At 52.9% G+C, this 21,385-nt stretch carries 17 protein-coding genes and 1 pseudogene; 11 read left to right on the top strand and 7 right to left on the bottom strand.

The annotated features are described in order from the left end of the window. Window positions 1-2: 2 nt before the first annotated feature. Entirely contained in the window at window positions 3-419 is a 417-nt protein-coding gene (locus J4613_RS14740) for a DUF2756 family protein (RefSeq protein ID WP_023224168.1), read from the bottom strand. A 125-nt stretch (window positions 420-544) separates the two neighbouring features. Between J4613_RS14740 and ggt the strand changes: the two genes are divergently transcribed. Next, complete coding sequence (gene ggt / locus J4613_RS14735) at window positions 545-2,287, top strand: gamma-glutamyltransferase (RefSeq protein WP_000805092.1); 1,743 nt, start codon at window positions 545-547, stop codon at window positions 2,285-2,287. A gap of 44 nt (window positions 2,288-2,331) precedes the next feature. Here the strand turns inward: ggt and J4613_RS14730 are convergent, their stop codons facing one another. The 5 genes from J4613_RS14730 to yhhY form a co-directional block, all read right to left on the bottom strand. After that, on the bottom strand, window positions 2,332-3,366 hold the full coding sequence (locus tag J4613_RS14730; protein ID WP_080193346.1) for a phosphotriesterase: 1,035 nt from the start codon (window positions 3,364-3,366) through the stop codon (window positions 2,332-2,334). Beyond that, window positions 3,363-4,334 carry a DMT family transporter gene (locus tag J4613_RS14725; RefSeq protein ID WP_001038954.1) on the bottom strand — a complete coding sequence of 324 codons (972 nt, stop codon included), beginning with the start codon at window positions 4,332-4,334 and terminating at the stop codon, window positions 3,363-3,365. The genes J4613_RS14730 and J4613_RS14725 overlap by 4 nt, the downstream gene beginning before the upstream one ends. Before the next feature lie 53 nt (window positions 4,335-4,387). Then, window positions 4,388-5,149, bottom strand: coding sequence for a glutamine amidotransferase (locus J4613_RS14720; RefSeq protein WP_001066509.1), 762 nt, complete (start codon window positions 5,147-5,149; stop codon window positions 4,388-4,390). Window positions 5,150-5,164: 15 nt separating this feature from the next. Further along, on the bottom strand, window positions 5,165-6,379 hold the full coding sequence (locus J4613_RS14715; RefSeq protein ID WP_079827707.1) for a PfkB family carbohydrate kinase: 1,215 nt from the start codon (window positions 6,377-6,379) through the stop codon (window positions 5,165-5,167). A gap of 264 nt (window positions 6,380-6,643) precedes the next feature. Then, complete coding sequence (yhhY, locus tag J4613_RS14710; RefSeq protein ID WP_001290279.1) at window positions 6,644-7,132, bottom strand: N-acetyltransferase; 489 nt, start codon at window positions 7,130-7,132, stop codon at window positions 6,644-6,646. 467 nt (window positions 7,133-7,599) lie between these two features. Here yhhY and J4613_RS14705 point away from each other — a divergent pair, with 467 nt between their 5' ends. The 5 genes from J4613_RS14705 to gntU all read left to right on the top strand — a co-directional run bounded on the left by J4613_RS14705 (window position 7,600) and on the right by gntU (window position 12,590). Next, the gene (locus tag J4613_RS14705) at window positions 7,600-8,637 is read left to right on the top strand and encodes an oxidoreductase (protein ID WP_000172396.1); all 1,038 of its coding nucleotides are present in this window, start codon (window positions 7,600-7,602) and stop codon (window positions 8,635-8,637) included. Window positions 8,638-8,760: 123 nt separating this feature from the next. Then, entirely contained in the window at window positions 8,761-9,456 is a 696-nt protein-coding gene (locus J4613_RS14700; RefSeq protein WP_000639790.1) for a pirin family protein, read from the top strand. Between the two features lie 129 nt (window positions 9,457-9,585). Then, entirely contained in the window at window positions 9,586-10,581 is a 996-nt protein-coding gene (gene gntR / locus J4613_RS14695) for a gluconate operon transcriptional repressor GntR (protein ID WP_000730239.1), read from the top strand. A gap of 138 nt (window positions 10,582-10,719) precedes the next feature. Next, a complete protein-coding gene (gene gntK, locus J4613_RS14690; protein ID WP_000108340.1) occupies window positions 10,720-11,253 on the top strand; it encodes a gluconokinase in 534 nt (177 codons plus the stop codon). Next, window positions 11,250-12,590 (top strand): gluconate transporter, encoded by a 1,341-nt coding sequence (gntU, locus tag J4613_RS14685; protein WP_000105950.1) that lies wholly within the window; start codon window positions 11,250-11,252, stop codon window positions 12,588-12,590. The genes gntK and gntU overlap by 4 nt, the downstream gene beginning before the upstream one ends. Here gntU and J4613_RS14680 read toward each other — a convergent pair. Then, window positions 12,513-12,886: pseudogene (locus J4613_RS14680) on the bottom strand (MarC family protein); the annotation flags it as partial. The gene gntU and the pseudogene J4613_RS14680 sit on opposite strands and share 78 nt — an antisense overlap. 126 nt (window positions 12,887-13,012) lie before the next feature. On the opposite strand from J4613_RS14680, the gene asd reads away from it, so the two are divergent. The 5 genes from asd to glgA all read left to right on the top strand — a co-directional run bounded on the left by asd (window position 13,013) and on the right by glgA (window position 21,368). Further along, window positions 13,013-14,119, top strand: coding sequence for an aspartate-semialdehyde dehydrogenase (gene asd, locus J4613_RS14675; protein WP_000799937.1), 1,107 nt, complete (start codon window positions 13,013-13,015; stop codon window positions 14,117-14,119). Between the two features lie 346 nt (window positions 14,120-14,465). Continuing rightward, window positions 14,466-16,652 (top strand): 1,4-alpha-glucan branching enzyme, encoded by a 2,187-nt coding sequence (glgB, locus tag J4613_RS14670; protein WP_000098552.1) that lies wholly within the window; start codon window positions 14,466-14,468, stop codon window positions 16,650-16,652. Further along, the gene (gene glgX, locus J4613_RS14665; protein WP_000192491.1) at window positions 16,649-18,625 is read left to right on the top strand and encodes a glycogen debranching protein GlgX; all 1,977 of its coding nucleotides are present in this window, start codon (window positions 16,649-16,651) and stop codon (window positions 18,623-18,625) included. Before glgB ends, glgX begins: the two co-directional genes overlap by 4 nt. Before the next feature lie 14 nt (window positions 18,626-18,639). Continuing rightward, window positions 18,640-19,935 carry a glucose-1-phosphate adenylyltransferase gene (glgC, locus tag J4613_RS14660; protein WP_000253995.1) on the top strand — a complete coding sequence of 432 codons (1,296 nt, stop codon included), beginning with the start codon at window positions 18,640-18,642 and terminating at the stop codon, window positions 19,933-19,935. After that, window positions 19,935-21,368, top strand: a complete 1,434-nt coding sequence (gene glgA / locus J4613_RS14655) for a glycogen synthase GlgA (protein WP_001197669.1) — start codon at window positions 19,935-19,937, stop codon at window positions 21,366-21,368. The genes glgC and glgA overlap by 1 nt, the downstream gene beginning before the upstream one ends. The last annotated feature ends 17 nt before the right edge of the window (window positions 21,369-21,385 follow it).

Here is a 21,385-nt window from a genome sequence, read left to right as displayed (position 1 = left end):
TTTTAAGGGCTGATGGTTTTCAGCGGGATGTCAGGCTGCGGCGTCCCGCTGTCCTGCTGCAACATTGGCTGGGAATGGTTTAGCATCCGGTCCGGATTTCCGCTGCCGCTGAGCATTCCGCCCTGCGTATTGGGCAGCGTTTGCTGACCGAGCATACCGTTGCCCGGCTGTCCCTGCTGAACCCGCTGCGTATTGGCATTCAACTGCGACTGTAGATTTTGCTGCTGGCTGCGCGCCTGCGTTTGCATCTGTTGTTTCAACATACCCTGCTGCTGAATCTGCTGCGTTTGCATCTGCGTCTGCATACGCTGCTGGCTGGGAATCTTATAACCTGGCTGATTAGGATTATTCATAGTGTTAATTGGCTGGGCCAATACAGCAAAGGGTAACAAAGCCGTAATAAGTAGTAAGCGTTTCATTGTCGTCTCCTCCCGATGAGGCCTCTTTTTAAGTGTACCTCTATTTCGCCATGATGATGATTTTTTAAGCGTTGTGGACCAGGATTAAACGGGACATACACCCATTGATCTGGAGAAAAACAACGATGAAACCAACGTTTATGCGCTGGGTGGCGATCGCCGCTCTGCTGGCCGGGGGGACGTTTAGCGCGGTGGCCAATCCTCCCGTCGCGCCGCCAGTCTCCTATGGTGTTGAAGAAGATGTCTTTCATCCTGTGCGGGCGACGCAAGGGATGGTGGCGTCCGTGGATGCAATGGCGACGCAGGTTGGCGTGGATATCTTAAAGCAGGGCGGTAATGCCGTGGATGCCGCCGTCGCCGTGGGCTATGCGCTGGCTGTCACGCATCCGCAAGCCGGGAATCTGGGCGGCGGAGGATTTATGCTGCTGCGCACTAAAGATGGTGCTACCACGGCGATCGATTTTCGTGAAATGGCGCCTGCTGGCGCGACCCGTGATATGTTCCTCGACGATCAGGGTAACGCCGATGCGAAAAAGTCGCTGACGTCGCATCTGGCATCCGGTACGCCAGGTACCGTGGCGGGGTTCTCGCTGGCGCTGGAGAAATACGGCACGATGCCGCTGAATAAAGTGGTGCGTCCGGCGATGAAGCTGGCGGAAGAGGGTTTTGTGGTTAACGATGCGCTGGCCGACGACTTAAAAACTTACGGCAGCGAAGTGATCCCTAATCATGAGAACAGCAAAGCCATTTTCTGGAAAGATGGCGAGCCGCTGAAAAAAGGCGATAAGCTGGTCCAGAAGAATCTGGCGAAAAGCCTGGAAATGATTGCCGAAAACGGCCCGGATGCGTTTTATAAAGGGGCGATTGCCGACCAGATTGCCGGGGAAATGCAGAAGAACGGCGGTCTGATGACCAAAGAGGATTTAGCCAGCTATAAAGCCGTTGAGCGTACGCCAATCAGCGGTGACTATCGCGGGTATCAGGTCTTCTCCATGCCGCCGCCATCCTCGGGCGGTATTCACATCGTACAGATCCTTAATATTCTTGAAAACTTCGACATGAAGAAGTACGGCTTTGGCAGCGCCGATGCCATGCAAATCATGGCGGAAGCGGAAAAATACGCCTACGCTGACCGCTCAGAGTATCTGGGCGATCCGGACTTTGTGAAAGTGCCGTGGCAGGCGCTGACCCACAAAGCCTATGCGAAAACGCTGGCCGATCAAATTGATATTAATAAGGCAAAGCCTTCCAGTCAGATCAAACCGGGCAAGCTCGCCCCGTATGAAAGCAACCAGACCACCCACTTCTCGGTGGTGGATAAAGACGGCAATGCTGTGGCGGTGACCTATACCCTGAACACCACCTTCGGCACAGGAATTGTGGCGGGAAATACCGGTATTCTGCTGAATAATCAAATGGATGATTTTTCTGCTAAACCCGGTGTACCTAATGTTTATGGCCTGGTGGGCGGCGATGCTAACGCGGTCGGTCCGAAGAAGCGTCCGCTGTCGTCGATGTCGCCCACTATTGTGGTAAAAGATGGCAAAACCTGGCTGGTGACCGGCAGTCCTGGCGGGAGTCGAATCATCACTACCGTGCTGCAAATGGTAGTGAACAGCATTGATTTTGGCATGAACGTCGCCGAAGCGACCAACGCGCCGCGTTTCCATCATCAATGGTTGCCGGACGAACTGCGGGTAGAAAAGGGCTTCAGTCCCGATACGCTGAAGTTGCTGGAACAGAAAGGGCAGAAAGTGGCGCTGAAAGAAGCGATGGGCAGCACCCAAAGTATTATGGTTGGACCGGATGGTGAACTGTATGGCGCTTCCGACCCGCGTTCGGTGGATGATTTAACGGCGGGATACTGATTTTTAATTCCAGGCCCGGTGTCAGACACCGGGCTATTTGCAGATTATGCCGTGAGTAATCGGGCTGGATTATCAATACAAAGCTTGCGCAGAGTATCGTTGTCTACTCCGCGAGCAGCCAGATAGGCGAGGAAGACATTCGGGACAAACCCCCAGCCATTTCCGCCATTTTTCGCCCACATCTGTTTGAGAAAAACATCATGGCTTAAAACGATTTGGTCGGCGTAACCCAGTGCAATCAGATTCGCTACTGCATCTGCGGTCTCCTGAACGCCCGGCGCGACACCTTCTTTTGGAAAGGTGATGTCCAGACCAATCATGTCAAATTCAAGCCATACGCCGCGGTCGAGCATTTTACGTTGATAGACGACATCTTTTCCTGAAGGGTCCGAATGCGCCAGCGAGACTTTTGCCGGAGAGACGTTCATTTCTTCCAGCACGATATCCAGCACCTCATCCCCCAGCCGCAGCCACCCTGGCATATGGATATTCATCGCCGTGTGGGGGTTGTTACATTGTGCCAGAGACGCTGCCCGCAGGCTGTTACGCTCCGCTTGGGTAAACGCGGGGGATACGCCGATTTCACCGATCATGCCAGCGCGAATATCCGTCTCGCCAATACCCTGATTCAGTTCTTTATCAATGAGTGAGGCTAACAGCTCAACAGGTTTATGGATCCGGGCGCTTTCAAATTTCTCCAGATAAGGTCCGGATGACGCAACGATATTCAAACCCGTTTTTAAGGCAACTTCTCGCAGCGCTGAGGCATCCCGTCCAATGGATTCTGATCCGGTGGCGTCGACAATCGTCCTGCCGCCCAAAGACATAAAGTTATTGATTTCGAAGATAACATCATCAATCTCTTTGCGGTCCATGTTATCGGCGCAGCAGTATGGGTCGTGTTTCAGCCCCCACTGCAGGTCAGCACTGACTTTCTTTCCCACCAGTTGCTGTGAAAAAGCATAATGTGGCTCGTCTACGACCGAAGACAGATCGTTAAACAGATGTTCATGCGGTAGCGTCAGCCCCATATCCGTATGCGCCACCGGGCCTGTTACGGTTTGCAGGAAACCTTTCATTCTGACACCTCCATTCTTTGCGCCATTTTGGATGCTCTGTATTCAGGGATGGTGGTCACAATCGCACCGACTAACGCGAACAGCGTACCGATGATGGTGACCAGGTAGACCGTATTGCCTAATGAAGGGATCAATTCATCAATTAGCACTGAGCCAAGCAGTTGGCCTGCTGTTGACGCTACGCCCAGCATCAATAGCCCTAAGCCTCTCACCAGAATCGCCATTAGCCCGATGGACAGCAGACCCAGCGGACCACCGAGATACATCCACCATGTATCGGGTAACTGAATGGTGACATGGCCTAATGCGATACGTATCGCCAGCGCTGCGCCCAGGACACAAAAGCCGACGATGAAGTTCCATGTAATGGACACCAGCATGGAGCCCGTTGCCTCGGCGACTTTCGCATTCCCCGCAGGCTGCCAGCCAGCGAGTAACCCGGCCAAAAAGGGGAGGATAGCGAGCAGGATAAACGAGGTTGAGTGCCACTGTGGCGACACGACAAAAATGGTGGCGATAACGGCGAACAATGCGCCAGTAATGCGCCATGGCGTAAAATATTTCTTCTCCTCCACACCGACGCCAAAACGGTCGCACAGCAGGCCGGAAAGAAGCAGAGCGGAAATTAATGCCGTTTGAAAGGTGGCAACGCCCAGCGCGCTGGCGGATGCGCCTTCAGAAAATACGACCATCGCCCCGCATAATCCTGCAAACCAATTCCATAGCGGAATTTTTCTCTTTTTAATCAGAGTAGGGATTGAGGCGAATTGCTGGCGTGTTTCTTTGCGCGCAATAATAATAAAAAACATGACGACCAGACCGCTGGCAAACGAGATTACTGCGCAAGCATTACCGTCTTGTAACCAATGTCCTAACTGCCCATTAACGGCAGACTGCATCGGGGAAAGCATACCGGCTAAGATGGTGGCAAGCATCAGTAAGGGGGTTGAGTACTTATTCTTGTTCATACATCAATCCTTATATTTTATAAAAGGAGTAACTTTCGTTACTCCATTGTTTTTTATTTTCTGGCGATGAATTGAAGCGTGTTGACCCACAGGTCGGTATAAAATGGCCATGACATAAACTGCTGGGTTCCCCAGTGTGGGGAGCAGTCACTCATAAAGCAGGCGGTTTTACCCTGTTGGTATTCACCGAACACTAACAATGGGTCATTATTTATTGTTAATACGACATCGGCATCGTCTCTGGCGACGGCCTGGTTATATCCAAGAAATACCGGATAATCTGAGAACCCGTTAACAACAGGATGTTCAGGTGAGACAGCCTCAGCACAGATACCCTCGGGCTTTTCTACCCGGTCATCGCCATCAAGCATAATAACTGGCAGAACCTCAGCAAGAACGGTGTTCTTATAATTGGCTTTTGCCTCAATACCCATAAATGACAGATAACCGCCAATCATGAGTAGTCCACCGCCATTTTTGACGTACTCTTTAATGGACTCCAGAGCGTTTGGTTTTATTTTTAGCTGATAAAATGTCTCGTTTTGCAACAGGAAGGTATTACTACCAATGTCGCTAATAACAATCACATCGTAACGGTTTAATTCGTCAATACTCTCTGGAAAGGCAATTTGTACCGTGTGGGCAGGCATGTAATCAATATCAACGCCGCCTTTCCTCAGGCATTCCAGTAACCATGTAGCGCCTTCTTCATATTTACTGGAGGTGAAACTGTCATAACCTTTTGAATGAATCATATGAATATGCCAGGATTCTCCAATAAAGAGCACCTTTAGTTTTTTCTGCGTATTGTTCATAGTCTGCTCCTTGATTTAGTGAGTAGAGATAGTTTGTTTGTAATGTGAACCCTGAATACGATGAAGAACGGAGTCGTTTTCCGGCATATCAGAGGCATTAGGCGTTTCAACCGCAAGTGAGGCAAATGCGCTGGCGTAGCACAATGCGGATGCCAGTGACTTTCCTTTTGCAAGACCAGATGCGAGGGCGCCATTGAAAGCGTCACCCGCTCCCGCCGTATTTTTTACAACTGCCGGAAATGCCGGGGAATAGATGAATTGTGTGCCATCATAAGCAAGCGAACCTTTGCTACCTAATGTAATAATGGTATTTTTGACGCCTTTCTGATGAATAATTTTGGCCGCGCATTTGGCTGATTCGATATCATTAACCACCATATTGGCCAGCAGGCCTGCTTCCGTTTCATTTGGCGTAATATAATCAATGTTATCAATGATGGTGTTAACCATGTCATTGTATGGCGCTGGATTGATGATGACCGGTATGTCATTTTTTTGTGCGAGACGAATTGTTTGCTGCAGCGCTTCGTAATTCGTCTCCAGTTGGACAAGAACAATATCTGAATGAACAATGGCTTCTTTCTGAATGGTGATTTCATCAGGGGAAATTGTCATGTTGGCGCCAGGGTAGATAGCGATGACGTTATCTCCGGTATCTCCATTCACCATGATGGTTGCTGTACCTGTTTGTGTTTCTTTGGTCTGGTAGATAACACTTTTATGGATTTTTGATGAGTTTATAAAATTAATGGCGTAATCACTAAAATGATCTGAGCCGACTTTAGTAATAAAATGCACATCAGAATCGGCATAGCTTGCTGCTAATGCCTGATTACATCCCTTACCGCCGGGTGAAAAAATAAATTTATCGGCCAGCAATGATTCTCCCGTTGAGGGTAATCTCGGTAGATAACTGATGATATCAACATTGAACGAGCCAATAACACATACATTATTTTTCATGGCAGAGAGACCTTTTTTTATTTTTTGCGCTGATTCATATTTTTCCAGCACATAAGCAATTTCATTTTTTGCGACGTTATCAAGAGAATCAAGGGTAATAAATGCACCACCATGACAGCGAGTAAGATATCCCTGTCCGGCAAGTTCATTGAGATCTGAACGAATAGTTTCCTTTGTTACCTTGAGACTTTTCGCCAGATTTGAAACTTTTACAACTCCCGAAATACTGAGTTCCTTCAATATTCTATGATGGCGTTCAAATTTCATTTTTTACCTCACCGTGGTTAAATTAGTCCCGGGAGGAGTATATTGTTGTGATTGTCACCATAAAGTGATGGCAGAAACCAAAAAAAAACAAAAATGTAATATTAATATTGCTAAAATTACGAAAAAAACGGTGATAAAGCTTAAAGTGGCAATAACCATGAAATTCAGATGGTTATTGTTTTGATATAGGGGAAGTAGGTTGCAATAACTGGAATGTTGTGAAGGTTTGTGACGTTTCGCCCCACAGGGTGGGGCGGGGAAGCGCTATTTCACGCGCGCCATAAAGTACGCATCAACGTACTCACCGTTGCGCAGGCCGTATTTCTTACCGGTGCCTTCGATTTCAAAGCCGTACTTCTTATACACCGCCACCGCGGGCTCATTATCAACAAATACCGTTAACTCAATACGCTCGACGCGCAGCCAGTTGTCGCACATGTCGATCATCGTGCGGATCAGCGCGCTGGCAATACCGCGATTGTGCCACCGGGCATCCACGCAGATACCAAAATCGGCCACGTGGCTGCGGCGAGGGCGTTGGGTGACCTGAATAGAAAGATGGCCAACGACAATATCGTCAATGCAGGCAACCAGTTGTTTAACCCCGGCTTGCTCGGTTAGCCGCGCCTGCCACATTTCGAGGGAAGGATGAGGAACCTGTAGCGTGTTGTGGTACACCTCCGGCTGGGCGTGGATCTGACGAATGGCATCGTAATCTTTCGGTTCAGCGTGGCGTATCACTATTTCACTCATTCCTTATCTCCTGCAGGGTTAATTGTGTATTTACACTCGCTGAGAAAGAAAATTCCGTCAACCGCATTTTTTTGCAAAAAGAAGTAGACAAGTGCGAATGAGAATGATTATTATTGCATTGCGTTCAGGGGAACCCCTACGGAGAACCTGAAAGCACGACATTGCTCACATTGCTTCCAGTATTATTTTGGCCAGCTTTTGCTGGCTTTTTTTTTGGGTTTTGTTTCAGCCTGGCTTACTTGTCATTTTGTCCCCGGGAAGTGCTCGTGCTCCTCACGTACATTTAGTACGCTCCGGGCCCTGCGCGCTTGCCGTGAACAATCTGCCTGCGCCACTTACGCCCGATCTTGAGGCATCTGCTTTTGTAGGCCCAAAAAGGCAACGCCGCATCCGGCAAAGAATCCAACATTCAGTCTCCTCACGCTTTGCGCTATGGTGTAAACAATCATCTTCAAAAGGATCGTCTCATGACCTTACACTGCGCATTTATTGGATTCGGCAAAAGTACCACCCGTTACCATCTCCCCTATGTTCTGAATCGTAAAGATACCTGGCATGTCGCACATATTTTCCGTCGTCACGCTAAACCGGAAGAGCAGGCGCCACAGTATTCACATATTCACTTCACCAGCGATCTGGATGAGGTGTTGGGCGATCCGCAGGTAAAGCTGGTGATCGTCTGTACGCATGCTGACAGCCATTTCGAATACGCCAAACGCGCGCTGGAAGCGGGTAAAAATGTGCTGGTTGAGAAACCTTTCACGCCGACGCTGGCGGAGGCAAAAGTGTTGTTCGACCTGGCGCGAAGCAAAGGACTGACCGTCACGCCATATCAGAATCGTCGTTTTGATTCCTGTTTTCTCACGGCTAAAAAAGCGATAGAGAGCGGCAAACTGGGCAAGATTGTCGAAATTGAAAGCCATTTCGATTATTACCGCCCGGTAGCAGAAACCAAACCGGGCCTGCCGCAGGACGGCGCTTTCTACGGACTTGGCGTCCACACCATGGATCAAATTATTTCGCTATTTGGCCGCCCGGATCATGTCGCGTATGACATTCGTAGCCTGCGTAATAAAGCGAATCCGGATGACACCTTTGAAGCGCAACTGTTTTATGGCGATTTGAAGGCTATCGTTAAAACCAGCCATCTGGTGAAAATCGACTATCCGAAGTTTATTGTTCACGGTACCAAAGGTTCGTTTGTGAAATACGGTATCGATCAACAAGAAACCAGCCTGAAAGCGAACATTATGCCTGGCGAGCCGGGTTTTGCCGCTGACGAATCCGTCGGTGTGCTGGAGTATGTCAATGACGACGGCGTTACGGTGAAAGAAGAGGTGAAACCGGAAACGGGTGACTATGGCCGCGTCTATGATGCGCTGTACCAGACGTTGACCGTCGGTACGCCTAATTACGTCAAGGAATCTGAAGTTCTTACCAACCTGGAAATCCTCGAACGTGCTTTCGAACAGGCAACGCCTGCGACGATAACCCTCGCTAAATAGCCCTTACAGACTCCTCTGCGCTTATTCATATTATTTGAACAGAGGAGTCAATTTTCACCCTCTATGATCCCGGACGGAATGAGTCCACACTTATTCCATCGAAAACATCTGGGGGTGAACACAATGATCTACTTACGCAAAGCAAACGACCGCGGTCATGCGAATCATGGCTGGCTTGACTCCTGGCATACCTTTTCTTTTGCCGATTATTACGATCCGAACTTTATGGGGTTCTCGGCGCTGCGTGTGATTAACGACGATGTGATCGACGCAGGCCAAGGTTTCGGCACGCATCCGCATAAAGACATGGAAATTTTGACCTATGTGCTGGAAGGTGCCGTAGAACACCAGGACAGTATGGGCAATAAAGAACAGGTTCCGGCCGGTGAATTCCAGATTATGAGCGCCGGGACCGGCGTTCGCCACTCCGAGTACAACCCGAGCAAAACGGATCGTCTGCGGCTGTACCAGATCTGGATCATTCCGCAAGAAACCGGCATCACGCCGCGCTACGAACAGCGTCGCTTCGACGCCGCGCAGGGCAAGCAACTGGTGCTTTCGCCAGATGCTCGCGATGGTTCGCTGAAGGTCCACCAGGATATGGAGCTGTACCGCTGGGCGCTGCTCAAAGAGGAGCAGTCGGTGCATCAGATTGCCGCTGAGCGCCGCGTCTGGATACAGGTGGTAAAAGGTAACGTGACCATTAACGGTACCAAAGCGACGACCAGCGACGGCCTGGCGATTTGGGATGAGCAGGCAATCTCGATTCATGCCGATAGCGACAGTGAAGTGTTGCTGTTTGACTTGCCGCCAGTTTAACGTGCTGTAACCTTTTGTAGGCCGGATAAGACGCGAAAGCGTTGCCATCCGGCTTTTCATCGTTTGTCATTAATTCCGCACGTCCGTGGTAAACTGGGCAAATCTATCCCTTTTATACCTTTCAGGACGATGAAAAAGAAAAGACCCGTACTTCAGGATGTAGCCGACCGCGTGGGCGTGACCAAAATGACGGTCAGCCGCTTTTTGCGTAACCCGGAGCAGGTCTCCGTGGCGCTGCGGGGCAAAATTGCCGCTGCACTTGATGAGCTGGGTTATATTCCCAATCGCGCTCCTGATATCCTTTCTAACGCCACCAGTCGCGCTATCGGCGTGCTGTTACCGTCTCTCACCAACCAGGTTTTTGCGGAAGTGTTACGCGGCATTGAGGCCGTCACCGACGCGCATGGTTATCAAACCATGCTGGCGCACTACGGCTATAAGCCCGAAATGGAGCAGGAGCGCCTGGAGTCGATGCTCTCCTGGAATATCGACGGTCTTATCCTCACTGAGCGTACCCATACGCCGCGCACCTTAAAAATGATCGAAGTCGCCGGGATTCCGGTGGTGGAACTGATGGACAGCCAGTCGCCGTGTCTCGATATTGCCGTTGGTTTTGATAACTTCGAGGCCGCCCGTCAGATGACCGCCGCGATTATCGCGCGTGGTCATCGTCATATCGCCTATCTGGGGGCGCGCCTCGACGAACGTACTATCATCAAGCAGAAGGGCTATGAACAGGCGATGCGGGACGCAGGCCTGGTTCCTTACAGTGTGATGATGGAGCAATCTTCATCCTACTCTTCCGGTATCGAACTCATGCGCCAGGCGCGACGTGAATACCCACAGCTTGACGGTATTTTTTGCACCAACGATGACCTGGCGGTGGGGGCGGCCTTCGAATGCCAGCGCCTGGGGCTAAAAATCCCGGACGACATGGCGATCGCCGGGTTCCACGGTCATGACATCGGCCAGGTGATGGAACCGCGTCTGGCAAGCGTCCTGACGCCGCGCGAGCGAATGGGCAGCATTGGCGCGGAACGTCTGTTGGCCCGCATTCGCGGCGAAACGGTCACGCCGAAAATGTTAGATTTAGGTTTCACCTTGTCACCGGGCGGATCTATTTAGTCTGACAACTTTGAAGTAGCTCACACTTATTCACTTTTGGCACGAATGGTCATTGCGTCGTGAATGGTGCGGTTGGACAATGTTACCGATAACAGTTACCCGTAACAAATTTTGCAACTTGTAGAGTGGGGGCCCGCTTTGAGCACGACTAATCATGATCACCACGTTTACGTTCTGATGGGCGTATCAGGCAGCGGTAAATCCGCTGTCGCAAGCGCCGTGGCGCATCAGCTTCATGCCGCGTTTCTGGACGGCGATTTTCTGCATCCGCGCTGCAATATTGAAAAAATGGCTTCCGGCGAGCCGTTGAATGATGATGACCGCAAACCGTGGTTACAGGCGCTGAACGACGCCGCTTTCGCGATGCAGCGAACCAATAAAATCTCGCTGATCGTCTGTTCCGCACTGAAAAAACATTATCGTGACCTGCTGCGCGAGGGAAACCCGAACCTCTCCTTTATCTACCTGAAAGGTGATTTCGACGTCATTGAAAGCCGTCTGAAAGCGCGCAAAGGTCATTTCTTCAAAACCCAGATGCTGGTGACGCAGTTTGAAACGCTGCAAGAGCCGGGTGCCGACGAACGCGATGTTCTGGTGGTGGATATCGACCAGCCGCTGGAAGACGTCGTGGCGAGCACCATTGAGGTCATCAATAAAGGCAGTACGCTGTGAGTACATTAACACTGGTTTTAACCGCCGTCGGTTCCGTCTTACTGCTGCTGTTTCTCGTGATGAAGGCGCGTATGCACGCCTTCGTCGCGTTAATGGTCGTCTCAATGGGCGCGGGGCTTTTTTCAGGGATGCCGCTTGATAAAATCGCCGCGACCATGGAAAAAGGGATGGGCGGCACGCTGGGCTTCCTGGCGATTGTGGTCGCGCTGGGGGCGATGTTCGGCAAGATTCTGCATGAAACCGGCGCGGTCGATCAGATAGCCGTGAAAATGCTTAAATCCTTTGGCCATAACCGCGCGCACTATGCGATTGGCCTGGCCGGGCTGATTTGTGCGCTTCCGCTGTTCTTTGAAGTGGCGATTGTGCTGTTGATAAGCGTGGCATTCTCTATGGCGCGTCATACCGGCACAAACCTGGTGAAGCTGGTCATTCCGCTGTTTGCGGGCGTGGCGGCAGCCGCGGCGTTTTTGTTGCCTGGGCCTGCGCCGATGCTGCTGGCTTCCCAGATGCATGCTGATTTCGGCTGGATGATCCTGATTGGGCTGTGCGCCGCCATTCCTGGCATGATTATCGCCGGGCCGCTGTGGGGGAATTTTATCAGCCGCTACGTTGAGCTGCGTATTCCTGACGACATTACCGAGCCGCATCTGGGTGAAGGTAAAATGCCTTCTTTCGGCTTCAGCCTGTCGCTGATCCTGCTGCCGTTGGTGCTGGTAGGGCTGAAAACGATCGCCGCGCGTTTTGTGCCGGAAGGTTCCACCGCTTACGAATGGTTTGAGTTTATCGGTCACCCCTTCACTGCGATTCTGGTCGCTTGTCTGGTAGCGATTTACGGCCTGGCGATGCGCCAGGGGATGCCGAAAGACAAAGTGATGGAAATCTGCGGCCACGCGCTGCAACCGGCGGGCATTATCCTGCTGGTGATTGGCGCAGGCGGGGTGTTCAAACAGGTACTGGTTGACTCCGGCGTCGGCCCGGCGCTGGGCGAAGCGTTAACCGGTATGGGACTGCCGATTGCCATTACCTGCTTTGTGCTGGCGGCGGCGGTGCGCATCATTCAGGGTTCCGCGACTGTGGCGTGTTTAACCGCGGTTGGTCTGGTGATGCCGGTCATTGAGCAACTGAATTTCTCCGGCGCGCAGATGGCGGCGCTCTCTATCTGTATCGCCGGCGGTTCAATTGTGGTTTCTCATGTTAACGACGCCGGCTTCTGGCTGTTCGGTAAATTTACCGGCGCGACCGAAGCGCAGACGCTGAAGACCTGGACGATGATGGAAACTATCCTCGGCACGGTCGGCGCGATTGTCGGGATGATTGCTTTCCAACTGCTGAGCTGAGTCTTGTTGCTCGGTGGCGCTGTGCTTACCGGGCCTGGAAACGGGCACATATCGACACCGTAAGCCGGGTAAGGCGTAATCGCTACCCGGTTTTTTATTGAGGTGTGCATGGCAATCGCCCAACGACATTTTGCCTCGCCATGTTTCAGTACGCGCATAAAAGCAGGCAAATTTCTACGCTGATCCATAATTAGGATCAATAAAACAGCGACGGAAATGATTCCCTTCCTAACGCAAATTCCCTGATAATCGCCACTGGACTTTCTGCTTGCGCGGTAAGGCAGGATAAGTCGCATTACTGATGGCTTCGCTATCATTGATTAATTTCACTTGCGACTTTGGCTGCTTTTTGTATGGTGAAGGATGCGCCACAGGATACTGGCGCGCATACACAGCACATCTCTTTGCAGGAAAAAAACGCTATGAAAAATGTTGGTTTTATCGGCTGGCGCGGAATGGTCGGCTCTGTTCTCATGCAACGCATGGTAGAGGAGCGCGATTTCGACGCTATTCGCCCTGTTTTCTTTTCTACCTCCCAGTTTGGACAGGCGGCGCCCACCTTCGGCGACACCTCCACCGGCACGCTACAGGACGCTTTTGATCTGGATGCGCTAAAAGCGCTCGATATCATCGTGACCTGCCAGGGCGGCGATTATACCAACGAAATTTATCCAAAGCTGCGCGAAAGCGGATGGCAGGGTTACTGGATTGATGCGGCTTCTACGCTGCGCATGAAAGATGATGCCATTATTATTCTCGACCCGGTCAACCAGGACGTGATTACCGACGGCCTGAACAATGGCGTGAAGACCTTTGTGGGCGGTAACTGTACCGTTAGCCTGATGTTGATGTCGCTGGGCGGTCTCTTTGCCCATAATCTCGTTGACTGGGTATCCGTCGCGACCTATCAGGCCGCCTCCGGCGGCGGCGCGCGCCATATGCGCGAGCTGTTAACCCAGATGGGTCAGTTGTATGGCCATGTCGCCGATGAACTGGCGACGCCGTCTTCCGCAATTCTTGATATTGAACGCAAAGTTACGGCATTGACCCGCAGCGGCGAGCTGCCGGTTGATAACTTTGGCGTACCGCTGGCGGGAAGCCTGATCCCCTGGATCGACAAACAGCTCGATAACGGCCAGAGCCGCGAAGAGTGGAAAGGCCAGGCGGAAACCAACAAGATTCTCAATACTGCCGCTGTGATTCCGGTTGATGGTTTGTGTGTGCGCGTCGGCGCGCTGCGCTGTCACAGCCAGGCGTTCACCATCAAGCTGAAAAAAGAGGTATCCATTCCGACGGTGGAAGAACTGCTGGCGGCACATAATCCGTGGGCGAAAGTGGTGCCGAACGATCGTGATATCACTATGCGCGAATTAACCCCGGCGGCGGTGACCGGCACGTTGACTACGCCGGTTGGTCGTCTGCGTAAGCTGAACATGGGGCCAGAGTTCTTGTCGGCGTTTACCGTAGGCGACCAGTTGTTATGGGGCGCCGCCGAGCCGCTGCGTCGAATGCTGCGCCAGTTGGCGTAGTAGCTATTGCAGCGCTTATCGGGCCTGCGTGTGGTTCTGTAGGCCGGATAAGGCGCGTCAGCGCCGCCATCCGGCGGGGAAATTTGTGTTAAACCAGGGGTGCATCGTCACCCTTTTTTTGCGTAATACAGGAGTAAACGCAGATGTTTCATTTTTATCAGGAGTTAAGCAGAGCATTGGCTATTCTTTAAGGGTAGCTTAATCCCACGGGTATTAAGCCTAACCTGAAGGTAGGACGACGCAGATAGGATGCACAGTGTGCTGCGCCGTTCAGGTCAAAGAAGTGTCACTACCTGATGTTGAATTCAGTGAGATGGAGTGACGCCACAAAACAGGATGACAAACCATGTCCAGTCGTATCGATAGAGACGTGATTAATGCGCTAATTGCAGGACATTTTGCGGACCCTTTTTCCGTACTCGGAATGCACCAGACCCAAGCCGGACTAGAAGTCCGCGCCCTATTACCTGACGCCACCGACGTATGGGTGATTGAACCCAAAACCGGACGTAAAGTCGGCAAACTGGAATGTCTCGACGCTCGCGGTTTTTTCTGCGGCGTTTTACCCCGACGTAAAAATTTCTTTCGCTATCAGCTCGCCGTGACCTGGCACGGACAGCAGAACCTCATCGACGATCCTTACCGTTTTGGTCCATTAATACAGGAAATGGATGCCTGGCTATTGTCGGAAGGCACCCACCTGCGTCCTTATGAAACGCTGGGCGCGCACGCCGATACGATGGATGGCGTCACCGGCACCCGTTTCTCCGTCTGGGCGCCTAATGCTCGTCGCGTTTCGGTTGTCGGGCAATTCAACTATTGGGATGGGCGTCGCCACCCGATGCGTCTGCGCAAAGAGAGCGGTATTTGGGAGCTGTTTATCCCCGGCGCGCATAATGGACAACTGTATAAATTCGAGCTGCTTGATGCGAACGGTAATCTGCGCATTAAAGCCGATCCCTATGCTTTTGAGGCGCAGATGCGTCCGGAAACGGCGTCGATGATTTGCGGACTGCCGGAGAAAGTGACGCCAAGCGAAGAACGACAAAAAGCCAATCAGTTTGATGCGCCGATCTCGATTTATGAGGTGCATTTAGGTTCATGGCGCCGCCATACGGATAACAATTTCTGGCTGAGCTATCGTGAGCTGGCGGATCAGCTTGTGCCTTACGCCAAATGGATGGGCTTTACTCACCTTGAACTCTTGCCGGTCAACGAACATCCGTTTGACGGCAGTTGGGGCTACCAGCCGACCGGACTCTACGCGCCGACCCGCCGCTTTGGTACGCGGGACGACTTCCGCTATTTCATCAATGCGGCCCATGCGGCGGGCCTTAACGTCATTCTCGACTGGGTGCCGGGCCATTTCCCGTCCGATGAATTTAGCCTCGCGGAGTTTGACGGCACCCACCTCTATGAGCACAGCGACCCGCGCGAGGGCTATCACCAGGACTGGAATACGCTGATCTACAACTATGGTCGTCGTGAAGTCAGTAATTATCTGGTGGGTAACGCCCTGTACTGGATGGAGCGTTTTGGGATTGATGCGCTGCGTGTCGATGCGGTGGCCTCTATGATCTACCGCGACTACAGCCGCAAAGAGGGCGAGTGGATACCGAACGAGTTCGGCGGTCGTGAAAACCTGGAAGCCATTGAGTTTCTGCGCAATACCAACCGCATTATTGGCGAGCAGGTGCCCGGCGCGGTCAGCATGGCGGAAGAGTCGACAGACTTCTCTGGCGTGACGCGTCCACCGGAAACGGGCGGCCTGGGGTTCTGGTACAAGTGGAACCTGGGCTGGATGCACGACACGCTGGACTACATGAAGCTGGATCCGGTGTACCGCCAGTATCATCACGACAAGCTGACCTTTGGTATGTTGTACAACCATACCGAAAACTTTGTTCTGCCGCTGTCGCACGATGAGGTGGTTCACGGCAAGAAATCCATTCTCGATCGTATGCCGGGCGATGCGTGGCAAAAATTTGCCAACCTGCGCGCTTACTATGGCTGGATGTGGGCCTTCCCCGGCAAGAAACTGCTGTTTATGGGGAATGAGTTTGCCCAGGGACGCGAGTGGAACCATGACGCCAGCCTCGACTGGCACCTGCTGGAGGGGGGCGATAACTGGCACCACGGGGTTCAGCGTCTGGTACGCGATCTCAACCACACCTATCGCCACCATAAAGCGTTGCATGAGCTGGATTTCGATGCTTACGGCTTTGAGTGGCTGGTGGTCGATGACAATGAACGCTCGGTACTGATTTTTGTACGCCGTGATAAAGCCGGTAACGAGATCATCGTCGCCAGCAACTTTACGCCCGTTCCTCGCCACGACTACCGTTTTGGCATCAATCAGCCGGGACGCTGGCGTGAAATTCTCAATACTGATTCGATGCATTATCACGGTAGCAACACCGGCAATGGCGGCGTGGTGCACAGCGATGAGATCGAAAGCCATGGCCGTCAGCACTCTCTTAACCTGACGTTACCGCCGTTGGCGACGATCTGGCTGATGCGGGAGGGGGAATGACGCAGCTTGCGATCGGCGAAGCAACGCCGCATGGCGCAACGTATGACGGTCATGGCGTGAATTTCACGCTCTTTTCCGCCCATGCGGAGCGCGTAGAGCTGTGCGTTTTTGATTCCCGAGGGAATGAGCGTCGCTATGACCTGCCAGGACGTCGCGGCGATGTCTGGCATGGTTATCTGGCAGGCGCCAGGCCAGGTTTGCGCTATGGCTATCGCGTACATGGCCCGTGGCAGCCAGCGCAGGGGCATCGGTTTAATCCGGCGAAGTTACTGCTTGACCCTTATGCGCGCCGGGTCGAGGGCGAACTAAAAGATCATCCGCTGTTGCACGGCGGACACGATGAACCGGACTACCGCGATAACGCGGCGGTGGCGCCGAAAAGCGTGGTAATCAGCGACCATTATGACTGGGAAGATGACGCCGCGCCGCGCACGCCGTGGGGAAAAACGGTCATCTATGAAGCGCATGTCAAAGGGCTTACCTACCTGCATCCGGAGCTCCCCCAGGAGATACGCGGTACCTATAAAGCGCTCGGTCATCCGGTCATGGTGGCGTACTTCAAACAGCTTGGCATTACGGCGCTGGAACTGTTGCCGGTGGCGCAGTTTGCCAGCGAGCCGCGCCTGCAACGTATGGGGCTGACCAATTATTGGGGTTATAACCCGATGGCGATGTTCGCGCTGCATCCCGCCTGGGCCAGTTCGCCCGAGACGGCGCTGGACGAGTTTCGCGATGCGGTGAAAGCGCTGCATCGTGCGGGGATTGAGGTCATTCTGGACATCGTATTAAACCATAGCGCCGAGCTGGATCTGGACGGTCCAACCTTCTCCCTGCGCGGAATTGATAACCGTAGCTATTATTGGATAAGGGACGATGGCGATTATCACAACTGGACGGGGTGCGGCAACACGCTCAATTTAAGCCATCCCGGCGTGGTGGAATACGCGTGCGAGTGTTTGCGCTATTGGGTGGAAACCTGTCATGTCGATGGTTTTCGTTTTGATTTGGCGTCCGTCATGGGGCGCACGCCGACGTTTCGCCAGGATGCGCCGCTGTTTGCCGCGATTAAAGCGTGTCCTGTGTTATCAACGGTCAAGCTGATTGCTGAACCGTGGGATATTGGCGAGGGCGGCTATCAGGTCGGGAATTTTCCGCCACCGTTTGCCGAGTGGAACGATCATTTTCGCGATGCGGCCCGCCGATTCTGGTTGCCGCGTAACCTGACGACCGGGGAGTTTGCCTGTCGTTTCGCCGCTTCCAGCGATGTGTTTAAACGCAATGGCCGCGCGCCCGGCGCCTCTGTCAATCTGCTCACGGCGCATGACGGTTTTACGCTCCGGGACTGCGTCTGTTTCAATCAGAAACACAATGAGGCGAACGGTGAGGAAAATCGCGACGGCACCAACAGCAATTACAGCGACAATCATGGTAAAGAAGGATTAGGCGGTCCGCTTGATTTAATGGAGCGGCGGCGCGACAGCATTCATGCCCTGCTGGCGACGCTACTGCTCTCTCAGGGAACGCCGATGCTGCTGGCAGGCGATGAACACGGCCATAGCCAGCATGGCAACAATAACGCCTACTGTCAGGATAATGCCTTAACCTGGCTGGACTGGCAGCAGGCAAATCGTGGGTTAACCACGTTTACCGCCGCGCTGATTCGTTTGCGTCAGCAGATACCGGCTTTAACCGGCAATAGCTGGTGGGAAGAAGGCGATGGCAACGTGCGTTGGCTGAATAAAAACGCGCAACCCTTGAGTGCGGATGAGTGGCAAAACGGGCCTAAGCTGATGCAAATTCTGTTGTCGGACCGTTTTCTGATTGCGATAAATGCCACGCTTGAGGTGACAGATATAGTTTTACCCGAAGGGGAATGGCGCGCCGTTCCCCCATTCGCTGGAGAGGATAATCCGGTGATAACGGCGGTCTGGCAGGGACCTGCGCATGGACTGTGTGTGTTCCAGAGAGGATAAAAAAGGAGTTAATCATGGTGAGTTTAGAGAAGAACGATCGTGTAATGTTGGCGCGCCAGCTGCCATTGAAATCTGTTGCCCTAATCCTGGCCGGCGGCCGCGGCACGCGTCTAAAAGATTTAACGAACAAACGCGCCAAACCAGCCGTCCACTTTGGTGGGAAGTTCCGCATCATCGATTTCGCCTTATCTAATTGTCTGAACTCCGGGATTCGCCGTATCGGCGTGATCACTCAGTATCAGTCCCATACGCTGGTGCAGCATATTCAGCGCGGCTGGTCACTGTTTAGCGAAGAGATGAACGAATTTGTCGATCTGCTGCCAGCCCAACAGCGTATGAAGGGCGAAAACTGGTATCGCGGCACGGCAGACGCGGTGACCCAGAACCTGGATATTATTCGTCGCTATAAAGCGGAATATGTCGTCATCCTGGCAGGCGATCATATCTACAAGCAGGACTACTCGCGTATGTTGATCGATCACGTTGAAAAGGGCGCGCGTTGCACGGTGGCCTGTATGCCGGTGCCGATCAAAGAAGCGACGGCGTTCGGCGTGATGGCGGTCGATGAAAGCGACAAGATTATTGATTTTGTCGAAAAACCGGCGAATCCCCCCGCAATGCCTGGTGACGCCAGCAAATCGCTGGCCAGTATGGGCATTTACGTTTTTGACGCCGATTACCTGTATGAATTGCTGGCGGCAGACGATAAAGATGACGCTTCCAGCCACGATTTCGGTAAAGACATTATCCCCAAAATCACCCGCGAAGGTATGGCTTACGCGCATCCTTTCCCGCTCTCCTGCGTGCAGTCCGATCCACAAGCCGAACCGTACTGGCGCGATGTAGGTACGCTGGAAGCTTACTGGAAGGCGAACCTGGATTTAGCCTCGGTGACGCCGGAGCTGGATATGTATGACCAGAACTGGCCTATCCGTACGCATATGGAATCGCTACCGCCTGCGAAATTCGTGCAGGACCGCTCCGGTAGCCACGGTATGACGCTGAACTCGCTGGTCTCCGGCGGCTGCATTATCTCCGGTTCGGTGGTGGTGCAATCTGTGCTCTTCCCACGGGTGAGAATAAATTCTTTTTGTAATATTGATTCGGCAGTGTTGTTACCTGAGGTTTGGGTAGGGCGCTCCTGCCGTTTACGTCGCTGTGTTATTGACCGTGCCTGTATTATCCCGGAAGGCATGGTGATTGGTGAAAATGCGGAAGAGGACGCTCGTCGTTTCTACCGTTCAGAAGAAGGTATTGTACTGGTCACGCGTGAAATGCTGCGCAAACTGCAGGTCAAACAGGAGCGATAATGCAGGTTTTACATGTATGTTCAGAGATGTTCCCCCTGCTGAAGACTGGGGGGCTGGCGGATGTGATAGGCGCGTTGCCTGCGGCACAAATTGCGGATGGTGTTGATGTTCGCGTTCTGCTTCCAGGGTTTCCCGATATCCGTCGGGGGATACCCGACGCGCATGTGGTGAGCCGCCGCGATACTTTCGCAGGTAAGATATCGCTGCTGTTCGGGCATTATAACGGCGTGGGCATTTATCTGATCGACGCGCCGCATCTGTACGAGCGTCCAGGCAGTCCCTATCACGATACGAATTTATATGCCTATACCGATAACGTGCTGCGCTTTGCCCTGTTAGGGTGGGTCGGCTGTGAAATGGCCTGCGGACTTGATCCATTCTGGCGCCCCGACGTGGTGCACGCCCATGACTGGCACGCCGGGCTGGCGCCCGCCTATCTGGCGGCGCGCGGGCGGCCGGCGAAATCGGTCTTTACCGTACACAACCTGGCCTATCAAGGCATGTTTTATGCAAAGCATATGGATGACATCGAACTGCCGTGGTCATTCTTTAATATGCATGGGCTGGAGTTCAACGGACAACTCTCCTTTTTGAAGGCCGGTTTGTACTATGCCGACCATATAACGGCGGTGAGCCCGACCTATGCGCGTGAAATTACTGAACCGCAGTTTGCTTATGGTATGGAAGGCCTGCTGCGTCAGCGTCATCTGGAAGGGCGCTTGTCCGGCATACTGAACGGCGTGGATGAGAAGATCTGGAACCCGGAATCCGATCTGCTGCTGGCGTCGCGCTACACGCGCGATACCCTGGAAGAGAAGGCGGAAAACAAACGTCAGCTACAAATTGCGATGGGGTTGAAGGTTAACGACAAAGTGCCGCTGTTCGCCGTGGTAAGCCGTCTGACCAACCAGAAAGGTCTGGATCTGGTGCTGGAGGCGTTACCGGGGCTGCTGGAGCAGGGCGGGCAGTTGGCGCTACTCGGCGCGGGCGATCCGGTGCTTCAGGAAGGGTTCCTCGCGGCGGCGGCGGAACACCCAGGGCAGGTTGGCGTACAGATCGGCTATCACGAAGCTTTCTCGCATCGCATTATGGGCGGCGCGGACGTTATTCTGGTGCCCAGTCGTTTCGAACCGTGCGGCTTAACGCAGTTATATGGCTTAAAGTATGGCACGCTGCCTCTGGTGCGGCGTACCGGGGGGTTGGCCGATACGGTCTCCGACAGTTCGCTGGAAAATCTGGCGGACGGTATCGCCAGCGGTTTTGTCTTTGAAGACAGTAATGCCTGGTCGTTGCTACGCGCGATTCGGCGTGCTTTTGTGTTGTGGTCACGGCCTTCGCTTTGGCGGTTTGTACAACGGCAGGCGATGGCGATGGATTTTAGCTGGCAAGTTGCCGCGAAATCATACCGCGAGCTGTACTATCGCTTGAAATAGTCATCCAGGAATCATTT

The sequence above is a fragment of the Salmonella sp. 32020114201800008SM genome, assembly GCF_017572025.1.
Classification (GTDB): Bacteria; Pseudomonadota; Gammaproteobacteria; order Enterobacterales; family Enterobacteriaceae; genus Salmonella; species Salmonella enterica.
Note: the sequence above shows the minus strand (reverse complement) of the source record. Positions and strands in the feature narration are given on the sequence as shown.

Excerpts from the sequence above, each read along its gene's own strand:
- J4613_RS14740 (WP_023224168.1), bottom strand. The coding sequence starts at position 419 with ATGAAACGCTTACTACTTATTACGGCTTTGTTACCCTTTGCTGTATTG.
- ggt (WP_000805092.1), top strand. The coding sequence starts at position 545 with ATGAAACCAACGTTTATGCGCTGGGTGGCGATCGCCGCTCTGCTGGCC.
- J4613_RS14730 (WP_080193346.1), bottom strand. The coding sequence starts at position 3,366 with ATGAAAGGTTTCCTGCAAACCGTAACAGGCCCGGTGGCGCATACGGAT.
- J4613_RS14725 (WP_001038954.1), bottom strand. The coding sequence starts at position 4,334 with ATGAACAAGAATAAGTACTCAACCCCCTTACTGATGCTTGCCACCATC.
- J4613_RS14720 (WP_001066509.1), bottom strand. The coding sequence starts at position 5,149 with ATGAACAATACGCAGAAAAAACTAAAGGTGCTCTTTATTGGAGAATCC.
- J4613_RS14715 (WP_079827707.1), bottom strand. The coding sequence starts at position 6,379 with ATGAAATTTGAACGCCATCATAGAATATTGAAGGAACTCAGTATTTCG.
- yhhY (WP_001290279.1), bottom strand. The coding sequence starts at position 7,132 with ATGAGTGAAATAGTGATACGCCACGCTGAACCGAAAGATTACGATGCC.
- J4613_RS14705 (WP_000172396.1), top strand. The coding sequence starts at position 7,600 with ATGACCTTACACTGCGCATTTATTGGATTCGGCAAAAGTACCACCCGT.
- J4613_RS14700 (WP_000639790.1), top strand. The coding sequence starts at position 8,761 with ATGATCTACTTACGCAAAGCAAACGACCGCGGTCATGCGAATCATGGC.
- gntR (WP_000730239.1), top strand. The coding sequence starts at position 9,586 with ATGAAAAAGAAAAGACCCGTACTTCAGGATGTAGCCGACCGCGTGGGC.
- asd (WP_000799937.1), top strand. The coding sequence starts at position 13,013 with ATGAAAAATGTTGGTTTTATCGGCTGGCGCGGAATGGTCGGCTCTGTT.
- glgB (WP_000098552.1), top strand. The coding sequence starts at position 14,466 with ATGTCCAGTCGTATCGATAGAGACGTGATTAATGCGCTAATTGCAGGA.
- glgX (WP_000192491.1), top strand. The coding sequence starts at position 16,649 with ATGACGCAGCTTGCGATCGGCGAAGCAACGCCGCATGGCGCAACGTAT.
- glgC (WP_000253995.1), top strand. The coding sequence starts at position 18,640 with ATGGTGAGTTTAGAGAAGAACGATCGTGTAATGTTGGCGCGCCAGCTG.
- glgA (WP_001197669.1), top strand. The coding sequence starts at position 19,935 with ATGCAGGTTTTACATGTATGTTCAGAGATGTTCCCCCTGCTGAAGACT.